Annotated in this window: 13 protein-coding genes; 6 read left to right on the top strand and 7 right to left on the bottom strand. The window is 41.4% G+C overall.

The genetic code is table 11. The features are described 5' to 3' along the window. The first annotated feature begins 85 nt into the window (after window positions 1-85). The 4 genes from MST18_RS11475 to MST18_RS11460 all read left to right on the top strand — a co-directional run bounded on the left by MST18_RS11475 (window position 86) and on the right by MST18_RS11460 (window position 5,051). Window positions 86-1,222: a porin gene (locus MST18_RS11475; protein WP_180133821.1), complete on the top strand. Its 1,137-nt coding sequence runs from the start codon at window positions 86-88 to the stop codon at window positions 1,220-1,222. A 141-nt stretch (window positions 1,223-1,363) separates the two neighbouring features. Next, the gene (locus tag MST18_RS11470) at window positions 1,364-3,034 is read left to right on the top strand and encodes a phosphoethanolamine transferase (RefSeq protein WP_180133820.1); all 1,671 of its coding nucleotides are present in this window, start codon (window positions 1,364-1,366) and stop codon (window positions 3,032-3,034) included. A 3-nt stretch (window positions 3,035-3,037) separates the two neighbouring features. Then, window positions 3,038-3,706 (top strand): response regulator transcription factor, encoded by a 669-nt coding sequence (locus tag MST18_RS11465; RefSeq protein ID WP_078189962.1) that lies wholly within the window; start codon window positions 3,038-3,040, stop codon window positions 3,704-3,706. A gap of 19 nt (window positions 3,707-3,725) precedes the next feature. Then, the gene (locus tag MST18_RS11460) at window positions 3,726-5,051 is read left to right on the top strand and encodes an ATP-binding protein (RefSeq protein WP_180133819.1); all 1,326 of its coding nucleotides are present in this window, start codon (window positions 3,726-3,728) and stop codon (window positions 5,049-5,051) included. A 30-nt stretch (window positions 5,052-5,081) separates the two neighbouring features. On the opposite strand, the gene MST18_RS11455 is transcribed toward MST18_RS11460, so the two are convergent. Next, window positions 5,082-5,789, bottom strand: coding sequence for a phosphatase PAP2 family protein (locus tag MST18_RS11455; protein WP_180133818.1), 708 nt, complete (start codon window positions 5,787-5,789; stop codon window positions 5,082-5,084). A gap of 172 nt (window positions 5,790-5,961) precedes the next feature. On the opposite strand from MST18_RS11455, the gene MST18_RS11450 reads away from it, so the two are divergent. Beyond that, a complete protein-coding gene (locus MST18_RS11450) occupies window positions 5,962-6,660 on the top strand; it encodes an HAD family hydrolase (protein ID WP_180133817.1) in 699 nt (232 codons plus the stop codon). Window positions 6,661-6,736: 76 nt separating this feature from the next. Here MST18_RS11450 and MST18_RS11445 read toward each other — a convergent pair whose 3' ends face one another. The 6 genes from MST18_RS11445 to metH form a co-directional block, all read right to left on the bottom strand. Further along, window positions 6,737-7,924 (bottom strand): ammonium transporter, encoded by a 1,188-nt coding sequence (locus MST18_RS11445; RefSeq protein WP_180133816.1) that lies wholly within the window; start codon window positions 7,922-7,924, stop codon window positions 6,737-6,739. Window positions 7,925-8,524: 600 nt separating this feature from the next. Then, entirely contained in the window at window positions 8,525-9,202 is a 678-nt protein-coding gene (locus tag MST18_RS11440) for a DUF421 domain-containing protein (protein ID WP_180108918.1), read from the bottom strand. Between the two features lie 226 nt (window positions 9,203-9,428). Beyond that, window positions 9,429-11,159 carry a dihydroxyacetone kinase subunit DhaK gene (gene dhaK, locus MST18_RS11435; protein ID WP_180133815.1) on the bottom strand — a complete coding sequence of 577 codons (1,731 nt, stop codon included), beginning with the start codon at window positions 11,157-11,159 and terminating at the stop codon, window positions 9,429-9,431. A gap of 421 nt (window positions 11,160-11,580) precedes the next feature. Continuing rightward, a complete protein-coding gene (locus MST18_RS11430; protein ID WP_180007440.1) occupies window positions 11,581-12,036 on the bottom strand; it encodes a hypothetical protein in 456 nt (151 codons plus the stop codon). Window positions 12,037-12,191: 155 nt separating this feature from the next. Continuing rightward, window positions 12,192-12,374, bottom strand: a complete 183-nt coding sequence (locus MST18_RS16665) for a lysozyme inhibitor LprI family protein (RefSeq protein ID WP_373692669.1) — start codon at window positions 12,372-12,374, stop codon at window positions 12,192-12,194. A gap of 173 nt (window positions 12,375-12,547) precedes the next feature. Then, the gene (gene metH / locus MST18_RS11425; protein ID WP_180133814.1) at window positions 12,548-16,237 is read right to left on the bottom strand and encodes a methionine synthase; all 3,690 of its coding nucleotides are present in this window, start codon (window positions 16,235-16,237) and stop codon (window positions 12,548-12,550) included. Between the two features lie 479 nt (window positions 16,238-16,716). Here metH and MST18_RS11420 point away from each other — a divergent pair, with 479 nt between their 5' ends. Further along, a complete protein-coding gene (locus MST18_RS11420) occupies window positions 16,717-18,336 on the top strand; it encodes an inorganic phosphate transporter (protein WP_180035527.1) in 1,620 nt (539 codons plus the stop codon). The last annotated feature ends 118 nt before the right edge of the window (window positions 18,337-18,454 follow it).

Below are 18,454 nucleotides of genomic sequence, written 5' to 3'. Positions count from 1 at the left end.
AGCAATGCAAATATTATTTTAATAATTTTGTAATATGTTTCCCGTGTGTAATATCTGTTACAAAATAATTTAAGGAAAATTTTTGATGAAAACTAAGTTAGCAGCGGCTATCGCATTGAGCCTTTTGGCTGGCTCAACCTTTGCAGTACCAACATTCTACGGTGAAATTGATGCGTCTGTTGATTATTTACCTGAAGATAATAAAACGGGTGTTTCAGACAAAGATGTCGTTGAAATTAGTTCAAACAGTTCTTTCTTGGGTTTAAAGGGCGATGAAAAACTGACTGACCGTTTAAGCGCAGTTTATGCAATTGAATGGGCATTTAACTCAGACGGCGAAGGCGATGACTGGTCTAAGCGTAACCGCTTCGTTGGTTTGAAAGATGCGAAACTTGGTACATTGAAAGTCGGTGCACACGATACACCATTAAAACAATTGTCTAGTCCGGTGGATACATTTAATAACTACGTGGGTAACCGTGCTGATGTTACAGGCATCATGACGGGTGAAAATCGTGTCGATAACGTTGTTGTTTATGAATCACCAGCATTTAAAATTGCGGAAGGTGCAATTAAAGTTAATGCATTGCTTGCAACAGGTGAATCTTCAGGAATCAAGAGCGACAAAGGTGTAGTAAAAACTGCAGGTCGTGGTCTTGGCGATGCTTGGTCGGCGTCTGTTGTCTATGACAGCCCCGTTGTTGTCGCAGGTTTAGCCTATGACAAAGCCATTCCATCGAACTTTGGTGGTGTAGGGATGCTAAATAGTGGTTCATATACCGTGAATGATAAAGTTGTTTCTAATTCTGAAATAACTGGAACTAAAGTATTTGCAGCAGCAAATACAATTCGTGCGATCGGTCGTGTAAATCTTGAGGGTGGTTTGGCGCTCAAAGCACTGTATCAAACATCAGAGGTTGAGGCTGCTAAAGGTAATGATGCTGCAGCAGAAAATATCGATGATGCTCAAGGTTGGTTAGTCGGTGCAGAATACAATCTTCCATCTGCAAAAGCTTGGACAGTAAAAGCACAATATAGTCAAAATACAACGTCATACAAAGATGGTGATGACTTTGATGCGCAGCAATTTATTGCAGGTGCAGATTATGCATTTAGCAAACAAGTCAAAGCATATGGTTATGCGGGTTACTTAACACTAGAAAAAGGTCCAGATGAAAGCGAACAACCCGTATTGGGTACAGGTCTAGAATTTAAATTCTAGGGTTTCGATTTAAGTTGTTTAAAAGGCGATGTTTTACATCGCCTTTTTTATTTTATCTGGATTGGTTTTTAATTAGTTTTAAGTGATTTTTAAGTTTGAATTTTTAGATTAGAGCATCAAAGATCAATAATTGATGCCAATATGCTTCAGGTCATAGCTAAAATTCAGCAAAAAATTCCAAGACTTAGCTTAAGTCAGTTTAACCTCGTGCTTGCCTTATGGCTTGGGGTGGTTTTGAACCTTGCGTTTTATCAGCAAATCCAGCAGCTCACACCTTATACGGGATTGAAGGCTGGACTATTCTTAGCGGCAACCGTACTGGTGGTGGTGGCACTTTATAATGTGCTGATGCAACTACTGCAATGGCGATGGAATTCAAAACTTTTGGCGAGTGTTTTGCTGATCATTGGTGGCTTGAGTGCCTATTTTGTCAATAGTTTAGGCGTGACCATTACATCTGACCAAGTGCAGAACATGATGCAAACAGATGTAAAGGAAGTGCAGGATTTAATCTCGCCACAATTTTTTATCTGGGTCTTTGGACTGGTTATTTTGCCAGTGCTATTGATCTGGCTTTTGCCACTGCATAAAGAAGCCCTAAGCACGGTGGTAACCAAAAAGGGTTTACATATAGTGCTTTCGATCATCCTGATGGGTGCTTTGCTGTTTGTTTATTTTGTTGATTTTGCTGCGATCTTTCGTGAGCATCGTGACTTAAAAGGCATGCTCTCACCACAAAACAGTATCGCTTCTATATTTTCCTATTATCACAAAAAAGCACCGAAACAGAATTTGCCATTGTTGATCTATGGTGAAGATGCACATATGGTTGAAAACGTAAGCGCCAAAAGCTTACCAAAATTGATGGTCTTAGTGGTTGGTGAAACTGCGCGCGCGGAAAGTTTTTCACTCAATGGCTATGCTAAAAATACCAATCCTGAACTCAGTCAGCAAAATATTATCAATTTTAGCCAAGTCAGTTCATGTGGCACCGCAACCGCTGTGTCTGTTCCTTGTATGTTCTCGGGCATGCCGAGAACCGCATATGACGAACAGCTTGCAAGTCATCGCGAAGGTTTACTCGATATTGCACAGCGTGCAGGCTATAAGGTGACGTGGCTAGATAATAATTCAGGCTGTAAGGGCACATGCACACGTGTTGAAAAATATGAATTTCCTGAAGCGCTGAAGAAAAAGTGGTGTGATGCCGATGGCGAATGTCATGATGAAATCTTAGTGGATGGTTTGAAGGCATATTTGGGTTCTATTCCGAAAGCAGATCAGACACCTCGTTTAATTGTGTTACACCAAATGGGCAGTCATGGCCCTGCTTATTTCAAACGAAGTACCGCAGCATTTCAAAAATTTAAGCCAACCTGTAATAGCAATGCCATACAGGGATGTAGCTCGACAGAGTTAATAAATAGTTATGACAACAGTATTGTCTATACCGACCATGTGCTGAGTGAATTGATTAACACCTTAAAAGTGACTAACAACTATCAAACAGGACTGTGGTATTTGTCCGATCATGGTGAGTCGACCGGTGAGCATGGTTTGTATTTACACGGTTCTCCATACGCAATTGCACCGTCACAGCAAACTCATGTGCCGATGTTGATGTGGTTTTCACCGGCTTGGCAAAAAAATAATTCAGCGCAATATACTTGTTTAATGGCACAAAAAAGCCAAAAATTAAGTCAGGATAATCTATTTCCATCGCTATTGAGTTTGCTTGATGTGCAGACTCAAGTGATTGATGAAAAAAACAATATGTTGCAACAATGTACTTCAGTACAGCGCAGGACTTAAGCCATGCACAAAATACTTATTATTGAAGATGATTTCATGATTGCCGAATCGACCAAAACTTTGTTGAACTATCAACAGTTTGAAGTCGAGTGGGTGAATAATGGTATCGATGGCTTAAAGCTCATAATGCAAGGGGGGATTGATATCGTCTTGCTAGATCTAGGTTTGCCGATGATGGATGGTATGCAAGTCCTGAAACAAATTCGTCAAATGCAGCCTAAATTGCCAGTGTTAATCATCTCGGCACGTGATCAATTACAAAATCGTGTAGATGGTTTAAACCATGGGGCAGATGACTATCTGATCAAGCCTTATGAGTTTGATGAATTACTTGCACGGATTCATGCGCTTCTTCGACGCACAGGGCTGAGTTCAGTCGAAGCACCGCAGAAAATTTTAAAACATGGTGAATTGATTTTAGATATCGAACAGCATCTTGCACGCTATAAGGGGCAATATGTTGATTTATCTAACCGTGAATGGGCCATATTGATACCACTGGTGACGCATCCGAATAAGATTTTTTCGAAAGCCAATTTAGAAGATAAGCTTTATGATTTTGATAGTGATATCAGCAGTAATACCATAGAAGTGTATGTGCATCATCTCAGAACAAAATTAGACAAAGATTTTATTCGCACCATTCGTGGTTTAGGTTATCGACTCGGTTAAGGCAAAGGAATTATCGACCATGCAGCAGCCTTATTCTCTGAAAAAGAGACTAATTATTTATGTGTCTGTTTTCAGTATGCTTTTGGGCTGTCTTTTGGTGTTTTCAGCTTATCGAATTGCACTTGAAGAAATTAATGAAATTTTAGATGCGCAAATGCAAAATTTGGCGGAACGTGTTGCAGAGCATGATCCGCAGCCTATTCGCAGCGAATTTGATCAACATAAGCATTATCATGAAGAAGATTTATTTGTCGATGTATGGACTTATCAGTCCAATGCACATCAAACTCATCAATTAAAATTATTGGTCGCGCCTCAGCCCAAAGCCGGTTTTTATACCCACAATACCCAACAAGATGAGTGGCATACCTATATTTTGCCACTTGCAGATCGGCAAATTCAGGTCAGTCAGCAAGAATCGGTACGACAGCATCTTGCAGCAGAATTGGCCAGTAGCATGTTTATTCCCTATTTGGTTTTTATACCTTTTGCATTAATCGCTTTGGGATGGTTGATTCAACGCAGTTTAAACCCACTGGAAAAATTTAAAAAAGAACTGGCAAAACGGGATGCCTTTGAACTTTCTCCAATCTCTCAAATGCCGTATCCAGAGGAAATTGCACCGACCATTATTGAAATGAACCAGTTGTTTGAAAGGATTTCGTTGTCGCAGCAGGAACAGCGCCAGTTTATTGCTGACGCAGCGCATGAGTTACGGACCCCGATTACCGCACTGAATTTGCAAATGCAGATTTTGCTACAAAAATTTCCACAAGATGACGCTCTACAAAATTTGAGTAAAGGTTTAATTCGTATTCAGCATTTGGTGAGTCAATTATTGAGTTTGGCAAAACAAGATGCCTCGGTCTTTGAACTTGAGCGCAAACAACATTTTGATCTTAAGCAAGTTGCAACCAATTGCGTGGAGCAACTGGTGCATTTGGCCATGCAAAAAGATATTGACCTTGGCATGGAGCAACAACAAAGCATTGCCTTATATAGTCTTGAGCCAACGGTACATTCAATTATTTTTAATTTGATTGATAATGCCATTAAATATACCCCTGCACAGGGCATGATTAATGTCTCCGTCTTTGAACATGCGGGGCAGGCGGTTGTACAGGTTGAAGATAGTGGGCCTGGCATCGACCCTGCTTTATATGAGCAAATTCGAAAACGCTTTTATCGAATTTATAATCATGAAGAAATTGGAAGTGGTTTAGGGCTGGCAATCGTGGATAAGGCCGCTGCGCATATTGGTGCACGTTTAGATTTTGCGAAAAGTGAAACGCTGGGTGGGTTGAAAGTAACGATTCAGATTTCGCTAAGACCTTTAAACTCCTAATTATTTTAATTTACTCCTTGCGAATAAAGCCTATATCCATTCAAAGTGTTTATAGGCAGTTTTGATTTTTTCTGTGGGTAGATAACGACAGCCAAATGTATAAATGACTGTGTTAAAGGCCCAAATAAACCATGCTGTCCATAGATTATGACTGAGAAAATGTGCACCCCGCATCATTTGCGCCCAGCCAAAAGCAAAGCCTAAAATCAGCCCAGCACATAAAAAGAAGTAAGCACGGGCAGGTCGATGTATTCGATAAACAAAATATCCCGTAATTAAGGCAAAACCAGTCGCAGCATGGCCACCGGGGAAGCAGTGTCCTTGGCGTGCTGAAAAATCCCAAGAAAAGCCTTGGGCTGTGGCGACGGTCATATTCCAAGGGCAGGCATGTGCAGATTGTGATTTGAGAAAACCAATCATTGCCGTGCTGAGTAGAGCCACCACGATAAAATAGCCAAATTCAAACTTACGTGCTTTCAGATGCGGATATTTAAAACTGCATATCCACGCTGCGATATAGAGAACATAAACGCCTATAACGATATTCTTGATATAGCGATGGTTCAGCACAGCAAGTGCCCAATCATTACGATGAGGAAAACCACCATGTAGGTCGACCCAAGGCTGAATAAAAGCTTGGTCGAGCGAACCACCGACGGGGAAAACATAAAGGAGGCCAACCAAACTGAGTGTGAGCAGCAGCGCTTGTCGTAATAAAAAGGAACGGTTCGAGAGCATAAGTCGTGTGATGTGCTGAAATTATTTTGTTTGAATGCTGCTATTTGAAACCACGAAGCTTAAATCAGACTTAATCGGCTATGTGAACTGTATCGATATCGATAGCGAAGAAGGTGCATAAAGCAGAACAGGCATTGTGTTAAAGTTTTTGAAAACTCAGTAATAAAGATTTATGAGCATACGTGCAGTCCTTTTTGATTTAGATAATACTTTGACTCATCGAGATCACAGCGTTCAGGCCTATACGCAGTATTTAGCCGAGTCTTATCAGTCGACGCTGGTGGAGGTAGACCTTGTACAGATTAAACGTATTATTAATCGTATAGATAATGGGGGATATCCGAAAAAAGAACTCCTTACACATCCGAGTATTGGGGCATCTGTCGCTTATGCTCTACAAACGGAGCTGGATTGGATACATCAACCCGATTTTGATGAGCTGACACAATTTTGGTTTCAGCACTTCGGTCAGTTTGCCGTGGCGATGCCGGGAGCATTGACCTTGCTGCAGCAACTAAAACAGCATCAGTATAAACTGGCGGTGGTGTCGAATGGTGGACATGCCACACGCCTGAATATTTTGAATGGACTAGGTTTTGCATCGTATTTTGATCAGATCATCAGCTCGGAAAGTGCAGGCATCAGTAAGCCCAAAGTTGAAATATTTCAGTACAGTTGTCGTGAGTTGGGCGTGACGGAAACCGAGTGTTTATTTATTGGTGATCATCCTGTCAATGATATTTATGGTGCGAGCCAAGCAGGGATGTCTACCGTATTGCTTGAAGGCTTTCATACTTTAAGTGCTGAACAACAGTACAGCATTCCGAATAAAATTCAGCATTTGGATCAGGTCTTAGATTTTCTAAAATAAGGTGATTTAAACTCAATCTTTAAGCGAAGTTCTGGGTAAAAAAAAGCGGCATAAATGCCGCTTTAGATTGTGTTGTTTAGAACATGTTTTCTTCAGAGTTTGCCGAAATACGGTGAATACTTAAGTCTGCACCACGGAATTCTTCTTCTTGATCTAGGCGAATGCCCATTGTGACTTTGAGTAGACCATAAACGATGAAACCACCTGTCAATGCAATCACGATCGCGAGCAGCGTACCGATACATTGAGAGATCAATGAAATACCGCCTAAACCGCCCAACCATTTTTGTCCAAATACACCCACTGCAATGCCACCGAAAGCACCACAGACACCGTGTAGTGGCCATACGCCAAGTACATCATCGACTTTGAGTTTGTTTTGAGTGTAAGTAAATAGTTTGACAAAGATCAGACCTGCGATAGCGCCGATAATCAACGCACCGACAGGATGAACTACATCTGAGCCTGCACAGATTGCAACCAAACCTGCTAAGGGACCATTATGTAAGAAACCGGGGTCATTTTTACCCATAAAGTTTGCTGCAAGCGTACCGCCCACCATTGCCATGAGAGAGTTAATCGCAACCAGTCCTGAAATGGCATCCAAACGTTGCGCACTCATCACGTTAAAGCCAAACCAACCGACGATTAAAATCCAAGAACCTAAGGCAAGAAATGGAATACTTGAAGGCGGGTGCGCGCTGATACGACCGTCTTTTTTATAGCGTCCATGACGTGCGCCAAGTAAAAGCACCGCAGCCAAAGCGATCCAACCGCCCATGGCATGTACCACGACCGAACCAGCAAAGTCATGAAAGGCTGCGCCAAATGTGCGTTCTAACCATGCTTGTAGCCCAAAATTACCATTCCATGCCATGCCTTCAAAGAATGGATAGACCAAAGCGACCAATAATAATGTGGCAATCGCTTGAGTCCGCATTTTTGCACGTTCAGCAATACCACCTGAAATAATCGCTGGAATGGCTGCGGCAAAAGTCAGCAGGAAGAAACAACGCATTAAGTTGTAGCCATGATCGGCTGCTAAAGTGTCCCCAATATGAAAAAAGTGCTGACCATAAGAGATGTAATAACCCACAAAAAAGTATGCAATTGCGGAAATAGAAAAGTCAGTCAAAATTTTACTCAGCGCATTGACCTGATTTTTATGTCGTACTGTACCCAATTCTAAAAATGCAAAGCCAGCATGCATGGCAAGAACCAAGACTGCACCAAGAAGGAGAAAGAGGAGATCTATATTTTGCATAAGGTGTTCCAGTTTAGTGCGCTAGTTCACGAAAAGAAGTTCAGTATATCGAGCGGAATAATTTCGAAAAGAGGAGTGAGCGAGGGAAATTTTGATTAAAAAAACTAAAAAATGTAGAAGACTCGATATAAAGCAAAGACTTGCATGAGTATGACAACAATGCACTAAAATAGTGCAATGGTGATTTGCAATGACAAAATTAAATGAATGATTATTAAGTGAAAAACTATGTTTTTAGAATCTGTTTAAAAAATGAAAAACAAATTGCGCCATTTCTGAGTTAATTCAGGGCAATTCATTATTTTGTATTTTTATCTGATTGATAGATGTTAGCGCGATAATGGAACTGAAAATTGACGAATGATACATTTTTGGGAGTCTGTCTGAGCATCTTGTAGTCTTCAAAAGATGAAAGCTGGATGGCTTGCCTGAACTGAAATAATGCACATATATTAACCAATGAAATCTCTGCTGCTGCACTTTTAGATGGCGAAAAACATTCAAGGGTGGGTCTGTGGTGATGGTCGTTGGATCTTACTGTATTTTGATGACGTATTTAATTGAAGCGGCACAGAATTTTAAAGTTTTAGCCTTGAATGCTTAAGCTAAACGCTGTGTATTAATCGCTTCAGCCCAGTCACTACATCCGCAGCGCGGGCAGGTATCCTGAGCACCGTAAATGTACATGGTTTTGCCACAGTGCGTACAGGCATACAGCTGATGCATTTTGATATCTCGAACCGCTTTATAGGGTTTCGGAAATAGTGGCAGTCCATAACGCACTTGTTCAGGTGGATAAAACAAAATACTAAATTTTCCATCACTTTCTAATAGACCGACGCGGACTTGCCCTAAATGTTCAACATTTTGCTGGCGCATTTCAGAGAAGAATTCATCATGTGACATTTTACCTTGTTTAATCTTTTCTAAGACCAATTCACCATCTTCCACAATGTAGAGGGCTTTACCTTCAATTAAATCTTCAAAGGGCTGGTATTTCATCATTAGCCAAGTGATTACGCGGTATAAACCAATCACTACCGTCATCACAATGAGCGCTTGTAAGAGGGGGAGTTCCTCTTCAAACATCGGGTCGCCTGCAATTGAACCCAAAGCAAGGAGGATGGCAACTTCAAAGATGGATAACTGACGCACGCCGCGTTTGCCTGTTAGGCGTAAGAATACGATGATTAAAACGAACATAATGACGCTACGCAAAATCACTTCGGCAGCAAAAGTCCATGTAGTGTCATGGATGAAAATTTGAGTGAAATCCATGTCTCATCCTTTTTTATCGTTATGTGTTTTTAACTTAGCAAAGCGCTGGGCGATAAAGCAGCTCAATTGTGTTAATTTTTAAGCACTATTCGAAAAAGGATTTCATGCTAAAGGTATTGTATGAATGAGATATTTGATGAAAAAAAGTGCTTTAAAATAGCCATAAAAAAAAGCACCGACGAATCGATGCTTTTGATGTGGTCTGGCAATTTTTAAAGATGTTCAGTTATTTAATATGTTCTGCAATATTCGTAAAGATTACACCTAAACCATGTGCGCCAGCATCTGGATAGCCAAGACTACGGTCGCCTACAGTTCCCGCACGTCCCATACGCGCTACAATCTCTTTGGTATTTTCAGCGCCTTGAACCGCCGCTTTTGCACCAAGTACAAAGTTTTCTTTAAAGGTTTTATCTGTATGGGCAGACCAAGAATCTGCGCATGGCACAAGTGCATCAATCAGGGTTTTATCACCCACCACTGCGCCGCGTCCAAATGAACGCTCACCTGTAGTTTGAATGCCTTTGACCGCTGCTTGCAGCATCTCGGCAAAGTCTGAAACGCTCAAAGCAGTTTTGCCTTGAATTGATTTCGCTGCTGCACGGAATGCTGAACCCCAGATTGGGCCAGATGCACCGCCACAGTGTTCCATAATGATCATTGAGCAGTTCAGCATGAATTCATCCATCTGCTGCGCTTGAATCAGACTTTGCCATTCACGTTTTAATTGCTTAAAGCCTTTCGCCACGCTCATACCGAAGTCGCCGTCACCTGCATGCGCGTCTAGTTCACAGAATGGCACTTCATTTCTAATGATACAGGCAGACATGACATCGACCACATAGCGCATGTTTTCGATGGTGAATTGTTCATTGCTAATCACCGCATGTTCAGGCTGTGTTTCAACTTGGGTATTTACCACAGCTTCGGTGGCAGCATCTTTAGTTGCGAAAGTTAAAGGTTGTGCTGCTGAACCATCCATTTTAAATGCAGGGGTGTTGGCTGCTGCATCGAGGTAAGTTTTCAATTCATCATCGACAGCAAGCAAGGACACAGATGCACCATGCATGTCGATACTGGTCATATAGTTGCCGACAAATGTGCGGTAAATTTTGATGCCTTTACGTGCAAGGTGTTCGCATACATCATGGTTAAAGACATACAACTCTTGCAGCGGTGTGCTACCAAAGCCATTGACCAAGACTGCAACTTCTTTCATGTCTGGGCGGTCAAGGAACAGGTCATCCACGATGCGCTGTGCCATTTTTTTGGATGGCAAGATTTTTTCACGACGGATGCCGGGTTCACCGTGAATGCCGACGCCATATTCCATTTCGTCATCAGCCAAAGTAAACGTTGGCGTGCCTTTGGCTGGAACAGTACATGAGCTATAAGCAAAACCAAGGCTAATGACGTTGTCCGCAGCTTTTTGAGCAATCGCTTTTACGTCTGCAAGTTCTAAGCCTTTTGATGCTGCTGCGCCTGCAATCTTATGTACAAATATTGTGCCTGCAACACCACGACGACCGACTGTATATAGGCTGTCTTTAACCGCAATGTCATCTGCCACTTTTACATAGTCAACTTTAATGCCGTCTTCAGTTGCAAGGGCTGCGCCATTCTGGAAATTCATCATATCGCCAGAATAGTTTTTGATGATCATCAGCACGCCTTTGTCAGTTGCGACTTGCTGTAAGGCTTTATAGACCTGAATTTGCGATGGAGATGCAAATACATCACCACATACGGCAGCGTCTAACATGCCTGTGCCTACAAAGCCTGCATGGGCAGGTTCGTGACCGCTACCACCACCACTGATCAATGCCACGTTATTGTGCTTTTCTTTGCGTGAAATGATTTTGTGCGACTCGTTAAATGCGAGTTCTGGATGGGCAAGAACAAAGCCTTTGCACATTTCAATTACGATGTTTTCTGCACCGTTCATGAGTTTTTTCATGGATGTACCAATCTGTATTTATAGGGGAGAGTTCTAAGTTTTAATTATTCAGGAATTTGAAGTTTTTTGCTGATTAAATAATGTAAAAACGGATGGTTTGGAAAGTATAGATTGAGCTTTTGAAACTTTACCTCTCCCTAACCCTTACTTTCATTTTGTTTTAAATCAATGCGTAAAGGTTATTATAGGGGTAATATCCATTAATAAATTCATAAAGTTTCTAATTCACAATGAAAGCTCCCTCTCACTCTGGGATGAGACGCATTGCTTAGCAAGGGGGAGGAGGAATGGGTAGGTGCTAGGACAGATTGATGAGTGGTCTTTTAGCGTTTTTTGAAATTTCCTATAAAGGAATCCCAATACATCTGATTTAGTGAGATTCCCATTCTTTAAGACATGTCTATTGTTTTACTAGGATAGATTATTTTTTAATTAAGTTTTTGTTGAAATGGATATCAGTCAAAAAATAATAACCAAATCTATCTGAATAATTTTCTGCATAGGTTAAACAAACTGATTGTGGTGGATTTTCCAAATATTCAAAATGGCTTCCAGTCATAGAAATTTGATCTGATTCAGGGAAACTAAGATTTTTACCATCTAACATTGTGAAATGGAAAATAATTTGTTGCCATGAGTTGCGATGACTTCCTCGCAGAATTGTTGAATGACCTGTATATGTGCCGCATTTTTTGACTTTATGTTTTGATTGCATGGCATCATTAATTTTTTGTGTACGAAAATGATCAATAATAAGTGATCCCATGTGTGCAAAGCATGACATAAAAATGATAATCCAGATTAGTGAATGTGTGTATTTCCATACAAAAACGGATCCTATTAAACACACAATACCAAAGCTTATTTCCATAATCATTTCGAGCCACCAACTATTCACAAAATTAAAAAAAGTTCATTTTATTTTTAAAGGCTAAAGGTAGGGGGCTATTATTCTAACTGATTTAATTGCTTGATTTTCTGATCAATAAGATCAGCATTACATGATAGATTGATTAACTTAGATCCCGCACCTTATACGCCACTAGAAAGATAAGATACGAGTTCATTACAATGACTATTTTTATATAACAACCAATTCTTTTGAGAGGTTTCTAAAATTTTCTGACCTTCCTCATTCATAGTGTTATATAGCTTTTGATAAGTTTGGTTGAGCTTGGTTTTATTAAATTGTAGTTCTTTTTCATAACAAGCAATTTCATCATAAACATTACTAGCTTTACATTTTGCAAAAGTAAAAGATGAAATAAAAGGTAAAACTAAAAGTAAGAATATTTTTTTTCAATTTTATAAAATTCGTTTATGTCTTCTTAAGATTTTTGATTATAAATAAAAAAATCCCCTCACACGAGGGGATTTTTTCAAACTAATTATTGAACTGAATCATCCAAATTCGGTGCTAACCAACGCTTCGCTTCATCCAAAGTCCAGCCTTTACGCTTTGCATAATCCTCAAGCTGATCGCCTGCGATTTTACCCACGTTAAAGTATTGGCTTTCAGGGTTTGCATAGTAGAAACCGCTGACAGATGAAGGCGGCCACATTGCAAAACTAGAAGTTAATTGCGTACCGATCTTATCCGTCGAACCGAGCCAGTCAAAGAGTGGTGCTTTTTCAGAATGCTCAGGACAAGCAGGGTAGCCCGGCGCAGGACGGATGCCTATATACTTCTCTTTAATCAATTCTTCATTGCTTAAGGTTTCAGAAGCTTGGTTGCCCCAGAACTCTTTACGAATGCGCTCGTGCAAATGCTCCGCAAACGCTTCCGCAAAACGGTCACCTAAAGATTGTGCAAGAATTGCAGAGTAGTCATCGCCTTTGGCTTTGTACTCATTGGCCATTTCTTCCGCACCAAAGATGGATACAGTGAAACCGCCCAAGTAGTCTTCTGCGACACCTTTAGGCGCAACAAAGTCCGCTAATGACAAGTTTGGTTTACCTGTGACTTTGTCAGACTGTTGACGAATGTGATGGAAGGTATGCGTAACCGATTGACCATCTTCACTATACACTTCAACCGAATCTGCTGCAGAACGGTTTGCAGGGTAAATACCAAACACAGCACGAGCATCAAAACGCTTATTGTCGATGATGTCTTTTAGCATGGTCTGTGCTTGTTCATACAAGTCAGTTGCTGCTTCACCTACAACTTCATCCGTTAAGATAGCAGGGAATTTACCTGCCAAACTCCAAGAAATGAAGAACGGTGTCCAGTCAAAGTAATCAACTAATGTTTCCAATGGATAATTGGTCAGCGTTTGCGTACCAATAAAGTTTGGCTTCGCAGGCGGATTGGCAGCAAAGTCAATTTTTAAGCCATTTTCTACAGATTCAGCATACGTCAGTTTGGCCGCTTTTGGCTGTTTATTGGCAATACGCTCACGGACTTTTTCATATTCAGCACGGGTTTCTGCAACAAACTTCGGTTTCATTTCTTTAGAAAGTAAAGTTGTTGCTACACCCACCGCACGAGATGCATCGGCAACATAAATCACCGCATCATTTGAATATTGCGGATCAATTTTCACTGCCGTATGCGCTTTAGAAGTGGTTGCACCGCCAATCATCAATGGAACATTAAAGCCTTTGCGCTGCATTTCTTTCGCAACAAAAACCATTTCATCCAAAGACGGAGTGATTAGGCCAGATAGACCAATAATGTCGACTTTCTCATCAATGGCAGTTTGCAGAATCTTCTCGCAAGGCACCATCACGCCAAGGTCGATGATGTCATAGCCGTTACAGCCCAACACCACGCCTACGATATTTTTACCGATGTCATGCACATCGCCCTTAACAGTCGCCATCAGGACTTTACCCTTAGATTGGCCAGCTGTTTTTTCCGCTTCAATGAATGGGTTGAGCCAAGCTACGGCTTGCTTCATGACACGTGCAGATTTCACCACTTGCGGCAGGAACATTTTGCCTGAACCGAACAAATCACCTACCACGTTCATGCCGTCCATAAGTGGGCCTTCAATTACATCTAAAGGACGTTTAGCTTTCAGACGTGCTTCTTCAGTATCTTCATCAATGAATGTGGTGATGCCTTTAACCAAAGCGTGTTCAAGACGTTTTTCAACTGGAAGTTCACGCCATTCCAAGTTTTCAATTTGTTTTTGCGCAGCGCCTTGACCACGGTATTTCTCAGCAACTTCAAGCAACTTCTCAGTCGCGTCATGCTGACTTTCACCTTGGTTTTGGTTCAAGATCACATCTTCAACCGCAGCTTTCAGTTCAGCATCAATATCATCATAAATCGCCATTTGACCAGCGTTGACAATACCCATAGTCATGCCTTGCTGAATGGCATGGTATAAGAACACTGAGTGAATCGCTTCACGTACAGGCTCGTTACCGCGGAAAGAGAACGATACGTTAGACACACCGCCTGAAATCATCGCATGTGGTAAGTTTTGCTTGATCCAGCCTGTTGCTTCAATAAAGTCCACAGCATAGTTGTTGTGTTCTTCGATACCTGTTGCCACGGCAAACACGTTAGGGTCAAAAATGATGTCTTCAGCAGGGAAGCCCACTTCATTGACCAATACATCATAAGAACGTTTACAGATTTCTTTTTTACGTGCAGCAGTGTCGGCCTGACCATTTTCATCAAATGCCATCACAATCACCGCAGCGCCATACTGACGGCACAAACGCGCTTTTGCAACGAACTCGTCATAGCCTTCTTTTAAGGAAATCGAGTTAACAACCGCTTTACCTTGTACACATTTTAAGCCCGCTTCAATGATTTCCCATTTAGATGAGTCAATCATGATCGGCACACGTGAAATTTCAGGTTCAGAGGCTACAAGATTCAGGAAGTGCACCATTGCGCCTTCTGAATCCAGCATGCCTTCATCCATGTTGATGTCGATAATCTGAGCACCGGCTTCAACTTGCTGCTGTGCAACTTCTAAAGCTTCGGCAAAGTTTTCTTCACGGATTAAACGTAGGAATTTTTTAGAACCTGTCACGTTGGTACGTTCACCGACGTTTACAAACAGCGAATCTTCTGTAATGTTGAACGGCTCTAAACCGCTTAAACGGCAAACGGGTTTGGTTTCTGGTACTTGGCGCGGCGCAATGTCTTTTACGGCATTGGCAATAGCACGGATGTGATCCGGCGTTGTACCGCAGCAGCCGCCAGTGATGTTAATCAAGCCACTTTCTGCAAATTCTTTAATAAAGGCAGCGGTTTGTTCAGGGGTTTCATCATAACCGCCGAAGGCATTTGGTAAGCCAGCGTTCGGATGCGCCGAAACAAAAGTATCGGCAACGTCAGCAATGGTTTTTACATGCGGACGCATGGCATCTGCACCTAGGGCACAGTTAAAGCCAATCGACAACAAGTCACCATGACGCACAGAGTTCCAGAACGCTTCAGCAGTTTGGCCAGTTAAAGTTCGGCCAGAGGCATCGGTAATCGTGCCTGAAATCATCAATGGCAATTCGTAGCCAATTTGGTTGAAGACTTCTTTCACTGCAAAAATGGCAGCTTTACAGTTTAAGGTATCGAATACAGTTTCGATGAGCAGAATATCCGCACCGCCTTCAATCAGGGCATGCGCAGCTTCAATATAGTTTTCTTTTAACTCATCAAAAGTAATGTTACGAAATGCAGGGTCATTTACATTTGGCGAGATCGAGCAAGTACGTGAAGTCGGGCCAAGCACACCTGCTACAAAACGCGGTTTTTCAGGCGTTGAGTATTTTTCACAAGCGGCTTTGGCAATACGCGCTGCTTCACGGTTGATCTCTGATACCAAATCTTCCATGTGGTAGTCAGACATTGAAACTTTAGTGCCGTTAAAGCTGTTGGTTTCAATGATGTCTGCGCCAGCATCGAGATAGGCTTCATGAATGCCTTGAATAATTTGCGGCTGAGTCAACACCAATAGGTCATTATTGCCTTTGAGGTCAGATGCCCAATCTGCAAAACGCTCACCACGGTAGTCAGCTTCTTCGAGTTTATGACGCTGAATCATGGTGCCCATTGCACCGTCGATAATCAGAATCCGTTGAGCGAGCAGCTCTTTTAGGGTGGCAAGCGTGGACATAAATAACCCCAATCCGATGGAATATAAAATCGGCAAATATATTAACAGAATTCATTGCAGTTTTATTGATATTCAATCATCTTCACAGTGCGCAATTATTAGCTTGTTGAATTAATGAGCAATATTGCAACTTGCTAATTTCATATTACAATTTCATATAAATGTATGGAAAGCTTCATGAATTTGTCATATTGCTCAGGCAAGATTAAAAAACATCCAGCAGAGCTATGCAATATGACAAAAAAACATGACAGATGAAATATAAGCTGAAACATTGGGTTTCAAAGAAAATAAAGTTTAAATACGTAGATTAAATAACTGATTTACTTTATGAAAGTAGAGTGTGGAAGTCGGTTTTTAACACTTAAAAAAAACAAATAAAGCATGAAAAATTGCTTTATATGACACCGCTTTGTCATATAATTGTCATAATTAAATTGAACAATATGGGGATTTTAAAATCCTCTATTCCTGCCTGCATGAATTCTAAACAAACTCCCGTAGATTCAGCGCACACGTCGACTCCTCAAAAGTCCACGAATGTTCATGTGCCTACACCGAAATTCTTTATGCCGGTATTTTTAACGGTGATTATTTCAACGTTGATATATATTGGTTTTCAGGTGACTGCCGATTTAGCGCATGTTCCGCCTTTAAGTCTTTATTCAATGATTTTATTGGGCACAGCCTTATTCATCGCACTTGGCTTTGAATTTGTAAATGGTTTCCATGACACTGCAAATGCAGTAGCAACAGTGATTTATACCAACGCCTTGTCAGCACCGGTTGCGGTAATGTGGGCGGGTTTCTGTAACTTCCTAGGCGTAATGGTTGCCAGTGGTGCAGTCGCTTACGGCATTATTGCTTTATTACCTGTTGAATTGATTATGAACGTTGGTTCAGGTGCAGGTTTTGCCATGGTTTTCGCAATGCTGATCGCAGCGATTTTGTGGAATTTAGGGACTTGGTTCTTAGGCATCCCAGCGTCTAGTTCGCATACTTTGATTGGTTCTATTCTTGGCGTTGGCATCATGAACTACCTGTTAAATGCAGGCGGTGGTGCGAGCGGTGTAGATATGGAGCAGGTGCTTAAAGTCGGTAAGGCGTTATTGTTCTCTCCACTGATTGGTTTCGCATTTGCAGCCCTAGTTTTCTTGTTGGTGAAGCGTATTTTCCGCAAACAGCTAGAATTGTTTCAGCCACCAGAAGGCAATAAGCCGCCACCACCACTGATTCGTGCAATTTTGATCTTTACCTGTACAGGTGTAAGTTTTGCGCACGGTTCAAATGATGGTCAAAAAGGTATGGGGCTGATCATGCTGATTTTGATCGGATGTGTGCCATTGGCTTATTCATTGAATAAGAACTTAGATAATCAACATATTCAATCTTTCCATCAGTTATCTGCTCAAACTGCGACTGCGATCTACGCAGAGCATAAGGATATTCCTGATGCACAAGCGCGTGATGTACTCACCAAATACATTCAAACCAAAGAAGTCAGCCCAGAAGTTGTGCCAGCTTTAGCAAGTTTGACCGATCATTTAGGTGAGCGTGTTGCACAGTATGGCGACTTAAAAGATATTCCTGAACAAGAAGTATCTTCGATTCGTAATGATATGTACCTCAGTACCACTGCTTTTAAACGTCTAGATAAAGCTGAACAACTACCAGCAATGGCAGAAGCTGAACAAAAGACAGTGAAGGAATATCGTAGTCACTTAGATTCGTTCTTACAGTACATTCCAACATGGGTGAAAGTCGCTGTTGCATTAGCATTGGGTCTTGGAACCATGGTGGGTTGGAAACGTATTGTCGTGACTGTAGGTGAGCGTATTGGTAAAAACCACATGACTTATGGTCAGGGTATGTCTGCCGAGCTTGTTGCTATGTCAACGATTGCTGCTGCGGATGGTTTTGGTATGCCAGTATCGACTACACACGTACTTAACTCTGCGGTTGCAGGTACCATGGTTGCGAATAAGTCAGGTTTGAACTTTGCAACAGTGAAGACCATTCTATCGGCTTGGGTCTTCACTTTACCTGCAACGATCTGTCTATCAGGTTGCTTGTACTGGTTATTCTTGAAAGTGTTCTAAGCAACTCAAATTCCAGATATAAAAAACGCTGCTTCGGCAGCGTTTTTTTTTGGCTTTATCTCAGACATCACCGATTTTAATGGGATGACTGAGAGCTGAATTAGAACAATCAAACTAG

It is taken from the genome of Acinetobacter sp. YH12068_T (assembly GCF_024606005.1).
Classification (GTDB): domain Bacteria; phylum Pseudomonadota; class Gammaproteobacteria; order Pseudomonadales; family Moraxellaceae; genus Acinetobacter; species Acinetobacter amyesii.
This window is presented reverse-complemented; position numbering and strand designations above follow the sequence as displayed.